Annotated in this window: 13 protein-coding genes and 1 riboswitch; of the genes, 3 read left to right on the top strand and 10 right to left on the bottom strand. The window is 55.0% G+C overall.

The window, feature by feature from the left end; translation table 11 throughout:
• Nucleotides 1–17: 17 nt before the first annotated feature.
• The 6 genes from arcC to ychF form a co-directional block, all read right to left on the bottom strand.
• Nucleotides 18–965: a carbamate kinase gene (arcC, locus tag OZX62_RS03670; RefSeq protein ID WP_277176669.1), complete on the bottom strand. Its 948-nt coding sequence runs from the start codon at nt 963–965 to the stop codon at nt 18–20.
• A gap of 32 nt (nt 966–997) precedes the next feature.
• Nucleotides 998–1987 (bottom strand): NAD(P)-dependent oxidoreductase, encoded by a 990-nt coding sequence (locus OZX62_RS03665; RefSeq protein WP_277176668.1) that lies wholly within the window; start codon nt 1985–1987, stop codon nt 998–1000.
• 14 nt (nt 1988–2001) lie between these two features.
• Nucleotides 2002–2802, bottom strand: coding sequence for an arginine deiminase family protein (locus OZX62_RS03660; protein WP_277176666.1), 801 nt, complete (start codon nt 2800–2802; stop codon nt 2002–2004).
• Between the two features lie 195 nt (nt 2803–2997).
• Complete coding sequence (locus tag OZX62_RS03655) at nt 2998–4539, bottom strand: YfcC family protein (protein WP_277176664.1); 1542 nt, start codon at nt 4537–4539, stop codon at nt 2998–3000.
• Between the two features lie 143 nt (nt 4540–4682).
• The gene (gene argF, locus OZX62_RS03650) at nt 4683–5702 is read right to left on the bottom strand and encodes an ornithine carbamoyltransferase (RefSeq protein ID WP_277176663.1); all 1020 of its coding nucleotides are present in this window, start codon (nt 5700–5702) and stop codon (nt 4683–4685) included.
• Between the two features lie 472 nt (nt 5703–6174).
• The gene (gene ychF / locus OZX62_RS03645) at nt 6175–7263 is read right to left on the bottom strand and encodes a redox-regulated ATPase YchF (RefSeq protein ID WP_277176662.1); all 1089 of its coding nucleotides are present in this window, start codon (nt 7261–7263) and stop codon (nt 6175–6177) included.
• Between the two features lie 483 nt (nt 7264–7746).
• Here ychF and OZX62_RS03640 point away from each other — a divergent pair, with 483 nt between their 5' ends.
• Together OZX62_RS03640 and OZX62_RS03635 are read left to right on the top strand one after the other, a co-directional pair.
• Nucleotides 7747–9183, top strand: coding sequence for a serpin family protein (locus tag OZX62_RS03640; protein WP_277176661.1), 1437 nt, complete (start codon nt 7747–7749; stop codon nt 9181–9183).
• Nucleotides 9184–9295: 112 nt separating this feature from the next.
• Nucleotides 9296–9473, top strand: a riboswitch (Lysine riboswitch).
• Nucleotides 9474–9670: 197 nt separating this feature from the next.
• Nucleotides 9671–11215: an amino acid permease gene (locus OZX62_RS03635; protein ID WP_277176660.1), complete on the top strand. Its 1545-nt coding sequence runs from the start codon at nt 9671–9673 to the stop codon at nt 11213–11215.
• A gap of 187 nt (nt 11216–11402) precedes the next feature.
• On the opposite strand, the gene OZX62_RS03630 is transcribed toward OZX62_RS03635, so the two are convergent.
• The 4 genes from OZX62_RS03630 to OZX62_RS03615 form a co-directional block, all read right to left on the bottom strand.
• Entirely contained in the window at nt 11403–12518 is a 1116-nt protein-coding gene (locus OZX62_RS03630) for a glycerophosphodiester phosphodiesterase family protein (RefSeq protein ID WP_277176658.1), read from the bottom strand.
• Nucleotides 12519–12835: 317 nt separating this feature from the next.
• Nucleotides 12836–13489: a Type 1 glutamine amidotransferase-like domain-containing protein gene (locus OZX62_RS03625; protein WP_277176657.1), complete on the bottom strand. Its 654-nt coding sequence runs from the start codon at nt 13487–13489 to the stop codon at nt 12836–12838.
• Nucleotides 13490–13516: 27 nt separating this feature from the next.
• Complete coding sequence (gene proC, locus OZX62_RS03620) at nt 13517–14314, bottom strand: pyrroline-5-carboxylate reductase (protein ID WP_277176656.1); 798 nt, start codon at nt 14312–14314, stop codon at nt 13517–13519.
• 222 nt (nt 14315–14536) lie between these two features.
• Nucleotides 14537–15892 carry an alpha/beta fold hydrolase gene (locus OZX62_RS03615; RefSeq protein WP_277176654.1) on the bottom strand — a complete coding sequence of 452 codons (1356 nt, stop codon included), beginning with the start codon at nt 15890–15892 and terminating at the stop codon, nt 14537–14539.
• Nucleotides 15893–16210: 318 nt separating this feature from the next.
• On the opposite strand from OZX62_RS03615, the gene OZX62_RS03610 reads away from it, so the two are divergent.
• The gene (locus tag OZX62_RS03610; protein WP_277176653.1) at nt 16211–18997 is read left to right on the top strand and encodes a histidine kinase; all 2787 of its coding nucleotides are present in this window, start codon (nt 16211–16213) and stop codon (nt 18995–18997) included.
• Nucleotides 18998–19013 lie beyond the last annotated feature (16 nt).

The following is a 19013-nucleotide window of genomic DNA, read 5'->3' as shown; positions in this document are numbered from 1 at the left end:
GCCACATATAATCAGTTTCAGGCGTGGATGCGTGTCCCGGCGGTACCCGCAAGCGTCGCTGCCGCTTGCTGCAACGAACCGATGACTGCAACCTTACCCGGCCCAGATTCCGCGAAGCGTATAGCCGCAAGCACCTTGGGAAGCATGCTACCGGGAGCGAACTGTCCCTCTTCGCACAACTTGCGGGCCTCGGCGGTTGTCAGATCGTCAAGATCCTGCTGCTGCGGAGTGCCGAAGTTGATCGCCACCCTATCGACCGCAGTCAGAAGGCACAATGTCTGGGCACCGACATCCTCGGCCAAAACGGCCGCAGCGAGATCCTTGTCGATGACGGCGGGAACACCCTGAAGCATGCCATCCTTATTGCTGACAACAGGAACTCCTCCGCCTCCGGAGCAGATCACTATGAACTCGGAATCAAGCAAATTGAGAATCGACGGCTTTTCGACGATTCGCAACGGGGCCGGCGAGGCAACTACCTGACGCCATCCCCTGCCGGAATCCTCGACAAACTTCAGATCGGGCGACTCCTGGGACGCTTTCTTCATCTGTTCTTCGGTGAGGAAAGCCCCAACAGGCTTCGTCGGATTGCTGAATGCCGGATCGGCGGGGTCGACTTCAATCTGCGTGACAAGCGAAGAGACATGCCATTGCTTACCGCGCCGCTTGATCTCATTCTGCAGTGCTTGCTGCAAATGATATCCAATGTAGCCTTGGCTCATCGCCCCACACTCAGGCAATGGCATGGAGGGAATTTTCTCACCCGTCTGGGACGCGATGGAAAACGCCTTCTGAATCATACCGACCTGTGGGCCGTTGCCATGGGTGACAATGATCTCGTTGTCATGCATGATCATCTCAATGAGCGCTTTGGCGGTATCACGAACCCGCTCGAGCTGTTCCTGAGGTGTGTTCCCCAAAGCATTACCACCAAGCGCGAGTACGCTACGTGGATCTGTAGACATATTTTTATTTCCTTTCCAGTGCGAACGGAGTTTCACACTGCATTAACGAGCTTGAACACCCTTTCCTTTTCGCCTTTCAGGAAGTGCACGATGTTCTCGCAAGACAAACGCTGCAAAGCTTCCATTGAGGTTGTGGAATAGAACGCGGAATGCGGGGTCAGGAGCACGTTGTCCCTGCCGACCAAGGCATTGTTGGCCAGGTCGGGCGTCTCGTCGCTCAACACATCGGCCGCATAGCCACGAATCTGCCCGGAATCAAGCGCCTCCAACAGTGCAGACTCATCTACACATAGGCCGCGGCTGACATTGACGAACAACGGCTTTCTTTGCATCGCTGCAAACGCATCGGCGTTGAAGCAGCCAACGTTGGTATCGTTGAGGTTCATAATATTGATAATGACGTCGCTCGTGGCAAGCAGTTCGTCCTTATCCTTCATGGTTACCCCTGCGGCGAGAGCGGACTCGTTGCTGATGTAAGGGTCACAGACTGAGATGTCTTTGACCAAGCCCATCAGTTTCCTCGAGGTCGCCTTGCCGATCTTGCCGAAGCCAAAGATACCTACGCTCTGATCCTGCAGACGCGGCCATGCCGGGAATGCCGAGAAGTCCCATTCATGGTCCCTGTCAATCTGTTGGCCGTAAGCTTTGATTCTTTTGTGCAGGGCCAGCACGAAGGCAACAGCCGCTTCCGCGACATCCGTCGTGCAGTATTCGCCAACGGGGCATACACCGATGCCCCGCTTGGTCGCTTCCTTGAGATCCACGCGATCGTATCCCGTGGAATTCAACGAGACGACCTTGAGATTAGGCGCGGCATCCATCACCGAAGCGTCGACATTGACAAACGCGGTCAGTAACGCATCCGCCTTGCTTATCGCCTTCAGAAATTCGTCATGTCGCGAATCGTCATATTCGAGCACATCGATGACGGCGTCGTCGCCTAATCCATTTTTCAGCGTCTGCATTTCCAAGCGATGGTCCGGCATCATTGAATCCGGATAATCACAGATAAGAATATGCATTACAGAGCCTTTTCTCACGGACGCTCAATAGGCTGAGTCAGGCAGTGAGGGCCACCGCCGGCGTGCAGGATCTGATCGAAGGGCACGTCAATGACATCAAGGCCGAGAGCACGCATCTTATCGTTGATGTGCTTGTTCTTCTCGATGGCGATGACCTTGCCGTTGCCGATTGCCTCGACGTTGCAGCCATGCTTGAACACATCCTGAGCATCGACAGGGATGAGCTCGAAGTTACGACGCTTCAGAGCCTTCACGAACTGATAAGGAAGCTGGTCGATGACGGCCAGTGCAACCTGCGGCGCCACGATGTTGAAGCACATATCCAGATGGAGGTTGTCCGGGTTGACAGGAACACCTACGACGGTGTAACCGTACTTCCACAGCTGCTCACGGAGGTTGGCGACACCGGCTTCGTCGGTGCGATCGACTTCGCCCCAAGCCAGCGTATGCTCATCGAGCATCCAGAAGTCTCCGCCTTCCATGCAGCCGGCATTGACCCTGGCAATGATCGGAACGCCCATTTCCTTGAGCTTCGCCTCATAGTACTTGGTCTCAATCTGACGTGCCGGGTGGCGGAAGTGGCCGATGATGGCGCCTTCCTTGACCATGCAGCCATAGTCACGGGAGAACGTCATGACCTCGCATTCAGGGTGCGGCTCGACCTGAACGACCTCAATGCCGTTGTCCTTGTAGGCATCGACCAGGGTCTGCCACTCACGGACCATAACGTCGTTCTTTTCGGTGTCGCCCTTCTTCATCCACTCGGTGGTGATGACGTTGATGTCGTTGAACTTATAGCCCACCGGTGAACACATCATCACCTTCTTCAGAGGGTTAGTCGCATTGGTTACATATGTTTTGCTTGTATCTGCTGGGGCATTCATGATGGCCCAACCTTTCTTATTATTTATACTTTTATTTTTTATTTGTCTAGTTTTTAAGACTAAACAAAACCTTATCTGATAAGCAGGGAAAACATTTCTCTGCAGGAATATCAGTGTGGGAAATACTCAGATAAGCGCTGCAATGACGAGGATGACGCAGCAGGCGCCAAAGATGATCGCCCAATACGGCGCGATGAAACGTATCCATTTCCCATACGAAATATGCGCGGCCTGAAGGCACGTCATCAGCACGATGGATGTTGGTGTGACCATCTTCGCCAAGCCCAAAGCCATGCAGTAAATCGTAACCATCAACGCTGCAGGAACATGTGCGAAGCCGGCCAATGATGCCATGATGGCCATGGTCGCAGCCGCAAGTCCGGTCGAGCTGGGGATGAGGCAGGCGATAAGGGTGTAGAAGATGAGGGAGACAATCATGAAAGCAATCGGAGGCAGCGCGGCCAGCGAGCTCTCACCCATGTGCAGGATGGTAGGCGTAATCTGGCCATCATCCATAACGACCTGAATGCCACGGGCCATCGCCACGATCAACGCCGTGGACACCAGACCGGAGGCGCCGTGAATGATGATGTTGACAATCTTGTCGGTGGTGTATCCCATGACCTTGCCGATGATGAACGACATGACCAGCAGCAGCATCGAAAGCTCGGCGAAATACCAGGAACCAAACGGGGTGATATCAGAGCCAAGCAACACGCGAAGCACCGGCGTCTTGCCGATCCAAGTGGCGAAGGTTTCAAAGAACGTCCACTTCGAGTTGAGCCCCGTCCACGGAATGAGCGAGATAACCATAATCACGAAGGTCGCAACGAACAGCCACAGGGAGGCCTTCTGAGCTCCGGTCAGAGAAAGATGAGAATCGTCCTCTGCGGTCGGGAACAGCTCAAGATCCTTGTCCCTACGGTAATACTGCATCGAACGGGAAGGATCCTTCTGAACGCGCTTGGCATAGGTGAAAATGAGGAACGAGACCAAAGCGGTAAAGACGATCAGCATGATGACACGCAAGCCGAGGCCGTCACCAACGGAAATACGAGCGATGCCCGAAGCGATTCCGGTGGCGAACGGGTTAATCGTAGATGCCAGGCAGCCTGCCTGAGTACCAAGCACGATAATCATGGTGCCGGTAACGGTATCAAGTCCCATTGCCAGAAGCAACGGCAGGAACATCAGCAGGTAGACGATACCTTCCTCATATGCACCTTCGATGGTTCCCAAGACGCTCATGATGCTGGTAAGCGCCACGATGAGCAGCAACAGCTTCTTCTGGCTCGCAATTGCGATCTTGCGCAGACCGATCTTCAGAGCCCCGCTCTCTTCCATCATTTCGAGGAAGGAGCCGAAAAGCATAATGAACAGCGAAATCGGAATCGCCGGATCGATGGTCTTAGAGCCGAGCATGCCGGTGATAGGCGCCATGAGCATATCCCATATGCCCTGCGGTGTCGACTTCACGCTGTGATAGGTGCCCGAAATCGCGTGGCCTGTAGCATCCGCCTTATAGGCACCGCCGGGAACAAACCACGTAAGAACGGCGATTACTACGATGATCAGGAAAAGAATGACATAAGTATTCGGCATCGACTTGCGACGCTTGGGCTTGACATCCTTCTTTTCATCAGATTTTGCAACAGTAGTTTGTGACATAAGAAAATCCTTTTTCATATACTGGTATCTACACTGGTGCCAGATGAATGGCTAAAGTTATGCCTCGGCCAGGCTCCTATAATACGAGGAAATTAGAGGAGCCCGGTCTAGGAATAGAAAATAATCAGAGGAGCATCAATACATCAGATGCTAGGGACGTAAAGATTCCCTAAAGTTGCCGCCATGATAGCCTTGATGCTATGCATACGGTTCTCAGCTTCTTGGAACTGACGTGCGTGCGACGAATAGAAGCACTCGTCGGTGATTTCCATCTCACTGATTCCGAAACGCTCTTGGATATCCTTGGCATAATCGGTCTCGGCGTTATGGAACGCAGGCAGGCAATGCAGAATGATGTAGTTGGGGTTACGAACGTTAGAGAGCAATTCGGAATTGACCTGATACGGACGCATTACACGAACACGTTCGGCGAACTGCGCCTCTTCACCCATCGCAGCCCATACATTCGTGTAGATGACATCGGCATCACGCACAGCTTCGACCGGGTCGGAAGTGACCTTGATGGTCGATCCCGACTTTGCTGCGAAGCCTTCGGCGACCTTCACAATGGCCGGATCCGGAGCCAGATCTTCAGGAGTCGCATCCACATAATTCACACCGAGAATGGCACTGGTAATCATCAGCGAATTCTGGACATTGTTGCGACCTTGACCGCAATAGGCCAACGTCTTGCCCTCAAGGGTGCCAAACTCCTCAAGAATCGTCATGAAATCAGCGAGCATCTGCGTCGGGTGCTCCTGATCGGTAAGCCCGTTCCAGACCGGTACCCCGGAATACTTTGCAAGCTGCAGAACGTGCTCGTGCTTGAATCCACGGAATTCGATGCCGTCAAACATGGAGCCCAAGACCAACGCGGTATCACGTACGGTCTCCTTCTTACCCAGCTGGATATCCGACTTGCCGAGGAACTCAGGATGAGCGCCGAGATCGATGCTTGCAGTGGTGAAAGCAGAACGAGTACGCGTAGAGGTCTTCTCGAAGAGCAACGCGATGTTCTTGCCTTCAAGATAATGATGAGGAATGTTGTTGCGCTTCAATTCCTTGAGGTGGATCGCAAACCTGATAAGCCACATGAGTTCTTCTTTTGTGAAATCACGTGTAGAGAGCAAACTACGCCCTTGGAAATGGGACAATTCAGTCATAATAACCACCTTACAGTCCGTCGATTTACTGACGATACTCTTCGTTAAGTACGCCCGACGGACAGCACCCCAAAAAACTCGGGTAGTTATACACCTTGATTTCTCGAGGTGTCCCCTCCTTGGCTAATTCCACAGCATAGTCCGTTTCGTTTACTGGGTCAATCCAATACACGATAATGAGCTGCGTCACTATACACTAGACGGCGATTTGTTTAAAACGTTCAAGGGTTGTGTCGATTGAGGTTTGAAAGGAAATTGAATTACAATTTTCTCGTTAAGAAAATCACATTTATCGGCGTGTCGCAATTGCTTGCACAGCGCGAAAGAGGTCTTGAGTCTCACCCCTCTTCACTGACAGCGCCAGGGTAACAGAATTACAATTCGGCAAGCCCAACTCTCCATACAATTAAAAGAATAGGCTCACATTTTTTCGACGAGTTGAAAAAATGTGAGCCTAAATGTATCAACAACCTCACACGTTGAACTTGAAGTCTACGATGTCACCGTCCTGCATCACGTAGTCGCGACCTTCCTGGCGGAGTTTGCCTTCCTCCTTGATCTCGTTCATGCTGCCGTTGGCGGCGACGAAATCGTCGTAGGAGACGATGTCGGCCTTGATGAAGCCACGCTCGAAATCGCTGTGGATGACGCCGGCGGCCTGCGGGGCGGTCCAGCCCTGATGGATCTGCCAGGCACGCACCTCTTTGACACCGGCGGTCAGGAAGGTCTGCAGGCCGAGCACATCGAAGCCGACGCGAGCCAGCTGGTCGAGGCCGGATTCCTTCAAGCCTGCATCGGTCAACATCTCGCGGGCATCGGCCTCATCGAGATCGGTCAGGTCGGACTCGAACTGAGCGTTCAAAAAAATCGACTGGGCGGGCGCGACGGAATCGGCAAGCTGCTTCTGGAAGTCCTTGTCGCCCAATTCGTTGTCGTCGACGTTGAAGACGTAAATGAACGGCTTGGCGGTCATCAGATGCAGGTCGTAGATGTCGGTCTTATCGATCTTGCCGGCGGAAGCGGCGTGGTCGATGGTCTCCCCCTCGCTCAGGATGGATTGAGCCTTCTTGACCGCGTCCATGTATTCCTGCGTGACCTTCTTACCGCGCAGCTCCTTCTCGAGCTTGGGCAAAGCGTTTTCGATGGTCTGCAGGTCGGCGAGCATGAGCTCGGTGTTGATGGTGTCGATGTCGTCGGACGGGTCGACCTTGCCGTTGACGTGGACGATGTCATCGTCCTTGAAGGCACGCACGACCTCGCAGATCGCGTCGGCCTCGCGGATGTTGGCCAGGAACTTGTTGCCCAGGCCCTCACCCTCGGAGGCACCTTTGACGATGCCGGCGATGTCGACGAACGTAACGGTGGCCGGCACGATCTTCTCGGTGCCTACCAGCTTGGCCAGCACGGGAAGCCGCTTGTCGGGCAGCGGCACGATGCCGGTGTTGGGCTCGATGGTGGCGAACGGATAGTTTTCCGCAAGCACGTTGTTGCGGGTCAAAGCATTGAACATAGTGGATTTGCCGACATTCGGCAGACCGACGATTCCGATAGTTAAAGACATGCCTCAAGTCTAGCGCCAAGACGGACGAAAGCGATTCGCTCCGCACAGTACGCAAACGCCCAGTTTGTCAAAAGATAGCTCCACGCTCCAAGGGCAGGAACCACAACGCTATCCGATTCCTGACGGTTCTAATGAACAATCTCACCGAGTGAATCAGAGCAGTCAACGACCATCGGGGTTGCGAACCATCCAATTGTATCTGGTAAACAATCGAATCGACTTATGCCGTGGACGGCTCAATGTTCGATTGAGCCGAACATATAAATACGCGCGACGACAACGAGCATCACAAATTATTCGTTTCCGATTGCAATGGAACATTGACAACACCGCCTGTCGCCGACATTCTGATTAAAGCAAGATGAGTCGATTGAGACAAGACAGTTTCCAAGCCATCCATTCGAAGATCCGGCAACAAGAATCGGCTGATCAGTTTCTATCGAAATCGAAGTGATAGCCTATTAGAATAGAAATCAATCGTTATTGGCATTTGACGGCTACATTACCAACGACAGAAGAACACAGACGAAGAAATATGCCACTTTCAGCAGGCGGGAACGCATCATGAAACATCAAGACAAGAAAGGCTCCAACGCGCAACGCCTTCACAAGCCAACAGAATCTTCCTCAACACCACACGATCCAGAGATCGTAGTTCCACGACGTCGACACCGATTTTCACGCATCACGACCCGAATAGTGAGCGTGTGCGTCATCGCGGCTTTCCTCATCCTGTGGGGCTGCGCAACATGGGATACAATCACTCACCCCGATGCAACGCCACCAAGTCAAACCGCCAAAACCAGCGTCCAGCGATTTGCGTACACAAGCTCGCCGCTTTTCCTCACCAATCAGGCTCTAGCCGATAAAAGCGGCAATATCAACTATTCCCCCACCTCAATGTGGGTGACGCTTTCCATGGCCGAGCAAGGATCGGCCGGAACCACGAAAACCGAGTTTCAATCCACCCTCAACGGCAACGAAAAGCCTAACATCGATGATTATCATTCGCTGATGCTCTCCATCAACGGCAAACGTTACTGTGGAGCTGCTTCCAGGTACGGCAAATTCACCTGCGAATCAAAGATGCAGACCGACAATTCGATATGGATTCAGAAAGGACATCCCCTCGACAAGGATTTCAAGAAGGATATGAAACATGGCTTCGACGCTGAGATGAAAACGTTCTCAGGCGATGCCTCTGGGCAAATGAGCTCATGGGTGGATAGGAAAACTCACGGAATCCTCAAGCCTGATTTCGCTTCTGACGACGCAATCCTAACGCTCCTCAACACCGTGTATGCAAACGGGAAATGGCAAGACCCATTCGACGCGGACGACACATCCGACCAACCGTTCCACGGAGAGAAAGGAGACTCGAAGGTCTCCATGATGAGCCAGAGCGGAACTATGGATATGGCCAGAGGCGAAGGGTTCAGGCGCCTCGACAAAGCATTCGACGACGGATCCAAACTGAAAATCGTGCTGCCCGACCAAAAAACAGCGGCAAACGACCTAGCAGGAAAAACCGACTCGCTACGCGCCATGTTCAACGCGAAAAGCGAGCCAACCGAAGTCGATCTCAGTCTTCCGAAGTTCAAGATAGCCAATACGTTCGGCGATTCAATATCAATTTTAAGAAAGCTCGGCATTCGTTCCGCTTTCAACCCATCACGCGCGAATTTTTCCAAAATGACCAACAAAGATCCCCTCTACATCGGTCAAATCATCCAAGGCACCAGCATTGACGTGGGCGAAACCGGCGTCAAAGCTGCCGCATATACAAGCGAGACGTTGTCCACCGCGCCAAATCCCGGAATAGATAAATCTGTATCATTCATTGTTGACCATCCGTTCCTCTATGAATACGACACGCCTGACGGGGTCCCACTGTTCATCGGAATCGTACAAAATCTGTAATCAGCCGATGAACGAGCAAACAAATCAATGAACCAAATACGACAAATGGCGGTAATCAGTGGACAATCCTCATCATTTGTCGCGAAAATCCCCTATAGTCGCTCTTGTTATCAATCACAGAAGAGGTCGCTGAACCCATCAGTAACCGACCAGAGGCACGGCGGTGCCCGCGAAGGTCGGCAAAAGGGAGTTCAGCCGAAATTTCCGGTCGCCTCCGCGGCAAGAAGTTGGGCCTGGGTTCAAGAAATCCAGGACTGTCGCGGCCAACGCCGCGGAGCGCTATCGATGGGAATCGTTTGTGAGGCTTTTTCGCGATGAGGCGTGGTCTTTCCCATGACTCATCCGACCAAAAACGTAAATGGCAATCCCACCATCTGTAGGCTTCTTCCCTATCGGAAGGAACAGCATGCCGGCAGGAACCGGCCATACCGGACACACGGACAGCACAACGGCACCGACACGGATATCAAGCCAGCCGTCAGGAACGATGGCAAAGGACAGTCCATACACGCCTGATGTCAAAACCGCCGACGTACACCCCATTCCGCCCATCGATGGCAAAGACGAATCCAAGCAGACAAACGGCGTGCAGCGCAACCTTAAAACCCGCCATATCTCGATGATCGCCCTCGGCGGCTGCATCGGCACCGGCCTGTTCATGACCTCCGGCTCCACCATCTCGAAAGCGGGCCCGGGCGGCGGACTCGTGGCCTATATCGCCATGGGCATCATGGTCTACTTTTTGATGACCAGTCTCGGCGAACTGGCCACCAACCAACCGGTCTCCGGCTCTTTCGCCACCTACAACGCCAAATACGTCGATCCGGCGCTCGGCTTCGCGATGGGCTGGAACTATTGGTTCAACTGGGCCATCACCGTCGCCGTCGACATCTCCACCGCCGCACTGCTCATCCAATACTGGCTGCCGGACACCCCCGGCTGGATCTGGAGCCTTGTGGTGCTGACCGTCATCTTCCTCATCAACGCGCTGACGGTCTCGGCGTTCGGGGAAACCGAATACTGGCTTTCATTGATCAAAATCGTCACGGTAATCGCCTTCCTCATTATCGGACTATGCATGATCTGCGGCATCTTCTTCCACCCTGCAGTAGGGCTCGGCAACTTCACCTATAAGAAAGCCCCGTTCGTCGGGGGCTTCCCCGCAATCCTGAACGTTTTCCTCATTGCGGGATTCTCTTTCCAAGGTACCGAACTTGTCGGCGTGACGGCCGGGGAATCCGAAGATCCGGAACATGCAGTGCCAAAAGCGATCCACAGCGTGTTCTGGCGCCTGCTGATCTTCTATTTCCTCTCCATTTTCGTCATTGCGGCCATCATTCCCTACGACAGCCCGAATCTGCTTTCGGCCGCCAACGGAAATATCGCCATGTCGCCATTCACCCTCGTTTTCAACCGTGCGGGGCTCGGATTCGCAGCGACACTGATGAACGCCATCGTTCTGACGGCGGTGCTTTCCTCGGCGAATTCCGGAATGTATGCGTCCACACGTATGCTCTACTCGCTGGCCGAAGAAGGTTATGCACCGAAATATTTCGCCAGCACCACCAAACACGGCATTCCGATGCCTGCGTTGATCGTCACCGCCGTGATTTCCCTGGCCACGTTCGGTTCCTCCATTTTCGGCGAGAAAATCTATATGTGGCTTGTCGCCGCTTCTGGCCTGACCGGTTTTATCGCCTGGGTGGGCATCGCCATCAGTCACTTCCGTTTCCGCCGTGCCTTCATCCGCCAAGGGCACAAGCTTTCGGAACTCAAATATCATGCCAAGCTCTTCCCTCTGGGGCCGATCCTCGCGCTCATCCTGTGCATCATCGTCATCGGCGGACAGAACATCGACGCGTTCGTCCATTGGGACTGGCAGCAGATCGGCATCACCTACATCGGCCTGCCGCTGGTGCTCATCCTCTATTTCGGCTACAAGATCAAGAACCACACCCACATCATCCCATTGGACGAAGTGGACGTTTCCCCTTCCGATATTTCCAAGGAACACCAGGAAACGCTGGCTTAGACAAGCCGGAAATTGGGTTCATTGGTTTTAGGTGCTTTTGGAAAGTCCGGCAAATCAAACTGTCGGACTTTCCAAAAGTACTCTTCTATGAATTCTATGAATCATTATTACAAATAGACGATATTCCCTCGACGACGTGGTGCTTAATCGGGCCAACCAAGGTCAACATCACGAATCGGCGAGCAGCTTAGTCTTTCTGTGGCACGAACGATTCAAAGATAAAGTAATCAAAATCGCGGCCGCAGCGTTGAAGTTCCTCGGCACTGCGTGGGGTCCAAGCCACCGGCACGGCACCCAGTGCACGAACCAGACGCAGCGGCAACGAATGTCCTCCAGACCAGTCATAAGCCATAAAATCCGGGCGCGAAATCCAGTTGAAACCAAGCTTTCCGGCGAACCATGCCACCCCATTTTCTATGGATTTGCCGGTAAATCCGCTGGGTTGGGCAAGTTGTCCGCGAAAAACCTCAGGATGGTTCTGGCGATACCAACGCATCGCCAACGGATTGAAGGACTCCACCACATACGGACCGTCGTAGGCACGCAGCAAAGCGTCGCCGCTTTCCATCAGCAGCTTCTGGCGAGCGCCCCATTCATTGCCCTCGAACTTGTATTCAACGATCATCGGCACGCGTCCGGCGACGACTTTCAAGACATCGGAAAACAGCGGAACATGCTGGTACTGGCTTTGCTGCGGCAACGGCATGATTTTCTCCGCTTCCAGCTCCGCCTGCGAAAGCGCCTCGGCCTTGGCGTCCCCGTATACGCTGGGATTCGGGAAGAGCGGAATATGGCGCAGCTCGTCGTACGTCAGGTCGGCAATCCGCTGTGGGCAACCGGCCACGCGCAGCAAATCCGGGTCATGGACCACCACGACTTTGTTGTCGGCGGTGAGCTGCAGGTCAAGCTCGATGCCGTATCCTGCCTCGCAGGCGGCGGCGAAAGCGGCGAGTGAGTTTTCTGGGGCGATGGGTCGCTCGTCGTTTTCCGGACCCGCGCCATAGCCTGCCTTGCGGGCCATGCGACGCGCAAGTTCGATATAATCGCCGTCAGTTCCCTGATATTGCTTCGTCAGTCCCGAACCGGCGTCGTGCAGGCCGCGGTGGGCATAGAAGACATCGGGCATATTTGTAACGTTCTGGCGTTCACGATCCGTACGTGAACGAGGAGCCAACGCCCAAAGCGCTGCACCCGCAAGCGCAGCACCGGCCAGCAAGACGCGAGGCACCACCGACTTGGATTCTGCAACTGATTTCCCCTGTTTGCTTGTGGTCACCTGTCGTTTCGATGATTTTGCTGACATCTTCGCTTCCTACCATTCGCTTGACGATATCGACATACCGTATCCATCGTATATGGGCAAAGCGAAATTTGGCGATTATTGCGATTGACAACAATATCGAAGCGTGGAAAGACGGAAAACCTGACGATAGGAAGCCCGGATAATAGCAATTCTTGGTAATGCAAATTCCCAATACTGGCAATACCCGATACTGAAAATCCCGAATTAACGGCAATTCTCGATAATGCCAATCCCCAATACCGGCAATACCCGATACCGAAAAACTCGAATTAACGGCAATCTCAATAATGCCAATCCCAGATGATGAGCTCGAAGATTCATAAAGAATGATGGTGCAACAGATGATGAAAATGGGTGCGAACGTTGCCGCCTTTGATCACGAGCGTGCAGGCGTCGCCCAATAGGTGGATGAGATGGCCTTCCTCGCGCTCGGCGGCGGCGATGGCGCGGGCGGCACGGCCCATACCGGGGTTGTCGAGGTGCGGAACCACCCGAAAATCGACCAGATTGAGGCCGGTAGCGTCCCGAAGCGGCGGCGCGGCACCACGCTCGTCCATTTTGCCGATGTAGTCGATATCCGGTCCTGCGACCACAGCTCCGGCGGAAACCCCTACGTAGGTCTTGCCTGCCGCGACCTGTTCGACGATAAGGTCGGCGGCGCCCGAACGCCTCAGCGCGTGCAACAGAAAGAAGCTGTTGCCACCGCCTATCCAGATGATGTCACAAGTCGATAAAATATAACGAATTTCCGCAGCACTCGCCTGCGCGACATCAAGCTGATGTACGCGGAACCCGGCCGCTCGCAGCGCCCAACGGACCGCAGGTCGAATGTAACGAGCGACTTCCTTCTTATCCGCCGTAGGAATATAGGCAATGCGCAAGGCGGAATGAAACGCGTTACGTTTCGGCAGCGTGCCGAGCAACGAACGCAGAGCAGGGAACGGACTTGATGCCAGAATCACCTTGCCCATATCAGCTCTCCCTCGATTCCCACTTGTTCAGCCGTTCTGAATCGCATCCACCCCGGAAATCACCGCGCCGCGGAAACCTTGTTTTTCGAGCTCGGTGACGCCTTTGATGGTGGCGCCGCCGGGCGAACAGACCGCGTCTTTCATCGCGCCGGGGTTGGTGCCGGTGGCCATGTAGAGCGCGCCGACGCCTTCGGTCATTTTGGCGGCCAGACGGTAGGCGGTCTCACGCTTCAAGCCATACTTGACGCCGGCATCCGCGAGCGCCTCGATATACATCGCGGTGAACGCGGGTGCGCAGCCGGCTACGGACGAGCCGATGTCCATAAGCGGCGTGTCGACGCGCTCGATCAGCGCAATCGGCGAGAACAGCGCTTCGAAGGTTTCGCGCTGGGAATCGCTCAGTGTGTTGGCGTTTTCGGTGACGAGGATGCCTTGGCCGACCTCGATGGGCGTGTTGGGAATGACGCACTGCACGTGCGCACCGTCACCGAGCAGCTCCTCAAAGTAATCGAGGTTGCGGCCAGCGGCGATGGAAACGATGAATTTGTCATCGGTTTTGAGATCGTCCAGCACGTCGGCGAGCGCGGTTTCAATCTGGTTCGGCTTCACGGCGACGACCACGATATCGGCTGCGGCCACGGTTTCGGTCGCGCTGTGCACGGCCTTGGCGCCGATAGTCGCGGCGGCGGCTTGCGCCTTGTCAAAATGGCCTGAATTGGCGACAATCTGCGAGCCGCTGATCACTCCCCCGTTGACCAGACCTTTGGCGATGCCTTGCGCCATGTTGCCGAAACCGATGAATCCGACCGTCACGTCCTGTGCCATGAGAAGCTCCTTGTCAACGAAATAATAGAAAATGATACTTTCTCAATCTTAAACCATCGTATGGTAGCAACGCACTTTCACGGCACCGACGTCATCACATAATCAGCAATAAACAATAACAGGGATTGCGACAAGTCGAATCCGGGTTTACGCTCGATTCTTCATCCGTCGCAATCCCTGACCTGATATTTATTGTCTATGCACGCGACACGAAACGCGGGTCTAAAACAGACCTTCCAAGTCCCCTCGATCGAGGGCCTCACGGTAAAGATGGTCAAAAACCGCCCCTCCGTGGTGGATGCCGTCGTGCTGGTACTCGTTGGTGACCCACGCGTGCGAATTGCCCACGCGGGAAAGCGTGTCGAGCTGCATGCCGGAATCGACGTACATGTCGTCGAAATAGACCGCGGCCTGAAGCGGAACCTCGTTGCGTTTGAGCTGGTTGGTGTCGTAGATCTTGCCGAACTGGGTGTCACCCATCATCTCCTCGACCGCCGGCTTGAACGGACGCAGGGCACGTTCCTGCTCGAACATCCACGGGAACATCGCCTCGCCGGTGAAAAGCAGCGGGCGACGGTAAACGTCGAATTCCGGATGCTCGTCTCGCACCTGCTGCGCGGCCCAGCCGATGGGTTCGTCAAGCTCGCCGTCGGCGTAAATGAACTCCTGCAGCGGCCAATAAAGCGGCGTAGACGACGTGGCTTCCATCACCGACTCGAGGAATTGGTCGGAAAGCGGCGCTTTCCTGTTTTCGGAACCGTCCCCCTTGGCGAACGCGATGTCCATCAGCCAGTGCAGGCGTTCCGGGCTTGGCTGCATGCCGAAGTCGCTGCCCAAGGTCTGCAGACGCTCGACGGTCAGCAGGTCGCCATTGGGCAAGGTGACCGGGGACTTCCTTTTGCTAGCGCCGATATGGTCGGCCACGGCCGCGACGCGTTCGATATCCTGCGGGTAACGCTTGTAATACAGACGTGTTTTCTGCGCCATCCTCGGGAACGTATGTTCATACACCTCGCGGGCGCTGGCGGGGACGTGCGGAATGCCACCCATCGTGAAACTTGCGATGGCACCTTCCGAATATGACGAAAGATAGGCCAGCGTCAGGAATCCGCCATAGCTCTGCCCCAGCGTGACCCATTTTCTGCCGCCGAACTCCGTGCGACGCAGGTGCTCGAAATCGCGAACAATCGAGCCCGCGAGAAAGCACTTGAGGTATTCCGCCTGAGCACGTGCGCCGTCGATACGCCGCATCACATTCGAATCGACGCATGAGGAACGCCCGGTGCCCCGCTGGTCGGGCAGAATGACGCGGAAATGCTTGACGGCCTCGGCGATCCAGCCGTCGCTCGACGGGTTCAACGGACGCGGGCCGGCGCCGCCAGGACCGCCCTGCAGGAAAATCAGCAGCGGCAGGTCGTCGTGGACGTGCTCGGGCGCAGTGACGACACGATAAAACAGGCTCAGCGATTCCCCCGAAAATCCTTTGCCAGGCTGGTTAAAACGCCAATCGAGCGGCACTTTGATGGAATGGTCTTCCACGGCCAATCCAGGTACATAATATTTTGCCAGTAAAGTCATACTTCCCCCTTGATAACTTTGGCAATCCAATGGATTCACTGTATAACAACCGCTGTGCATTGCCCGGTCAAACATCCATTATTCGACTAAAAAATGTCACATGGTGAAATACATATTTCTGTTATTATACATAATCTGCATTCAGCAAAATAGAATACCCCCATCGAGGTCGAACGAAAAGCTCAATTCATTGATTTTCCAAGCTTTTCAGTGTTCCAAAATACGCAAAATGTGCCAACCTCAATTTTCCCACATCGACACAAAACGTCATTCCTGAGCACGATACCGGAGACGGCCATCCTGCGATAGTCTTGCATTATGAGCAAGATACGGCGATTCGGCAGATGGCTGACGCGCGACCCAGTGGTCGGGAGCTTCCTGCCGGTACTGGTGGCGCTGCTCTTCGCCTGCGTCAGCACGTCCAGCAACGAGGGCGGACTGTGGATCGGCTATAGCGCAGGCTGGCAGATTGCATGGTCGTGCGCGCTCATCGTTCCCGTCATCTTCCGCCGCAGCCATCCGCAGGGCGCGGCACTCGCTTTCGCCGCTCTCACGGTCCTGCAACTGGTTGTCGGCCCAAGTTACGTCTTCGGCGACCTGCTTGCGCTGGTAATGCTCTTTTCGGTCATCGCCTACGGAAACCCCGCACGCAGCAAGGCCTTTATCATCATGGCATTCATCATCGGCATTGCCGCGGCGCCGATTATCACATGGGGAACGGAAGTCGGACCGCTGCACAATCCCGGCTATGCCGGAGACACGGCAAGCTCGGTCTATGATTCCTGCCGAACCGTTTACACTTCCACAATGAGCGCAACCTGCGGAAGGAACCTCGCCGCGACCGCACTTTTCCTGCTCGTCTGCATCATCACCGCGCTCGCCGCCGCGTGTTTCTTAGGGTATCGTTCACGAATGAGGCTGGCCACCGCGTCCCTGCTGCGGGAACGCAATGAGGCACTGGCGGATCGCGAACAGGAAGATCTCGACATCGCGCGTACCGCCGAACGCGCGCGCATCGCCCGCGACATGCACGACGTCGTGGCCCACACGCTTTCCACCATCATCGTCCAGTCCGACGGCGGACGCTACGCCGGTGCCAACGACCCCGGCAAAGCACGCGAAATCATGGAAACCATTCGTCACGAATCCAAACGCGCACAACACGATATGGACGGGCTCTTGAGCACGTTCGGCGGCGCTTCGCATGCTGGTTACGACGATATCGCAGGGCTCGTTGCTCAAGCCGACGAAACCGCCCATGCCACTAAAGGAAAAGTGATACATGTCATCGGAGGAGATGCCCAGCCCCAGCCGGAACGTTTGAGCGACAAAGCACAATCCGCGCTTTACCACGCAGTGCAGGAAGCACTTACCAATGCTCGCAAATACGCTGGTGACGGCGTTACCGTTGAGGTTGAGGAGACCTGGAACGAGAACGGGCTGCGTTTGGTGGTGCGCGACGACGGCAACGGAGCTGCTGCAACGCTTGACGGGCATCGCCCCGGCTACGGAATCACCGGCATGCGAGAACGTATCGAGGCCGTGGGCGGTACGGTTGCCGCCGGGCCTCGGGTCAACGGTGGTTTCGAAGTCGACGTAACGGTGCCGTTTGAAAGGGCAACTAAACCGACAGAATCACCGGAACCGGTGGAGCCGAATGCCAAGGTGAACGCACTACCCGCCGTAGAATCGTCATCACAGATTAAAGCTCCGATTCAGGCAACATCGCCGTCACAGGCAAAGCATCCGCTCCAGCCAGCGCTCTCATCACAAATCAATGGAAAAATCGCCGACGGCGAGGCTGATAATACTGAATCCATTGATAGGAAATCTTTCGATTACCAATTTGTCAGTAAACAACCGAGCAATCGCAAAGCCGACAATTTCAAAGCCGAAAATTACGAATCGGCCAATACGCAATCGACCAATCACCAAACCAACGATACGGAATCTGCCAATAACCTTGCCAAACCCGATGGGATTTCGGCAACCGACGCAGGCGGGCGGATCGAGCCAAATGGCATAAAGGCACAGCATCATCCCCTCTTCGCAAATCTCTTCGCCAACACCGACAGCTCCGCAACGAAACAGCAAGCCAAGCAAGCTTCCGCTGAACTCAACTGGGCAGAACGCGTATCCGGCTTCTTTGCACAGCATTACTTACTGGCCGACGCCATCATCGCTTTGGTTTTGATGACTATCATTTTCCCGTGGAGCACGGTGACCTTCCGCTACAACGACAGCACACGCACCATGACGTTCAGCACCATCGTGCACGCATCCACGTTTGTCACGAAAGTCACGACCACCGTCATCAGCCTTGTGGTGTTTGCCGCTCTTGTGTTTCGCCGCCGTTTTCCGAGATCGAGCGCGGCGGCCATGGCGGTTACGGCGGCTTTCGCGCTGTGCTTCGTGCCGGAGATACCGTTGGCCGTGTTCTCCGCGCCGATATCGCTGTATTCGGTGTGTCTCTACGGAAAAGGCCATTCACGTCGCTGGGCTACGCTTGCCGCACTGATCGGTTGCGTGTTGTTCAGTTTGCGGTTCAACGGCTCATTCGCGGGCTATCCGACGCTCGCGGATTGGGCGATGAACCGACAGCGGCACTCGGGAATACAAGCTGCACAGGGCGCCTACCCTCGTGATCTCGCCGGCCTGCTGTTCCTTTCGCTGGCGATATGCGCCGTGGCGATCGGAGCGGCACTGTGGGTGAGGGCGAGCGGCACGAACGCGATGGTGCTTCAGGCCCGGCACGAAGCGTTGGAAGCGGAAAGCGCCAAAAAGCAGGTCTTGGCGGCCAACAACGAACGCGAACGAATCGGCGCGCAGATTCGTGGCGAAGTCAGCGAAACCTTGGCCGGTGTCATTGCAAAAGCGGACGCGGGACTTGCCATGCTCGACGACGACGCGGCTGCCGGTGTAGTCACTTCCCCAGAAGCCATTACTTCGGCTTTCCGCGACATCGGAGAACAGGGGCGTGCAGCCTTAGCGCACATGCGGGAACTGTTGCGCGTGCTGCGTGAAACCGGCGGTAGTGACGACAACTCGACCACGTCCCAGCCTTTGCTACATCCTGTAGCAGAGATGAAAAGCAAAGAACGATAGCTTTGCCGCCGCGTGT

It is taken from the genome of Bifidobacterium sp. ESL0690, assembly GCF_029392315.1.
In the GTDB taxonomy this organism is placed as follows: Bacteria; Actinomycetota; Actinomycetes; order Actinomycetales; family Bifidobacteriaceae; genus Bifidobacterium.
The sequence above is the reverse complement of the archived record's forward strand: the minus strand, read 5'-3'. Positions and strand labels throughout refer to the sequence as shown.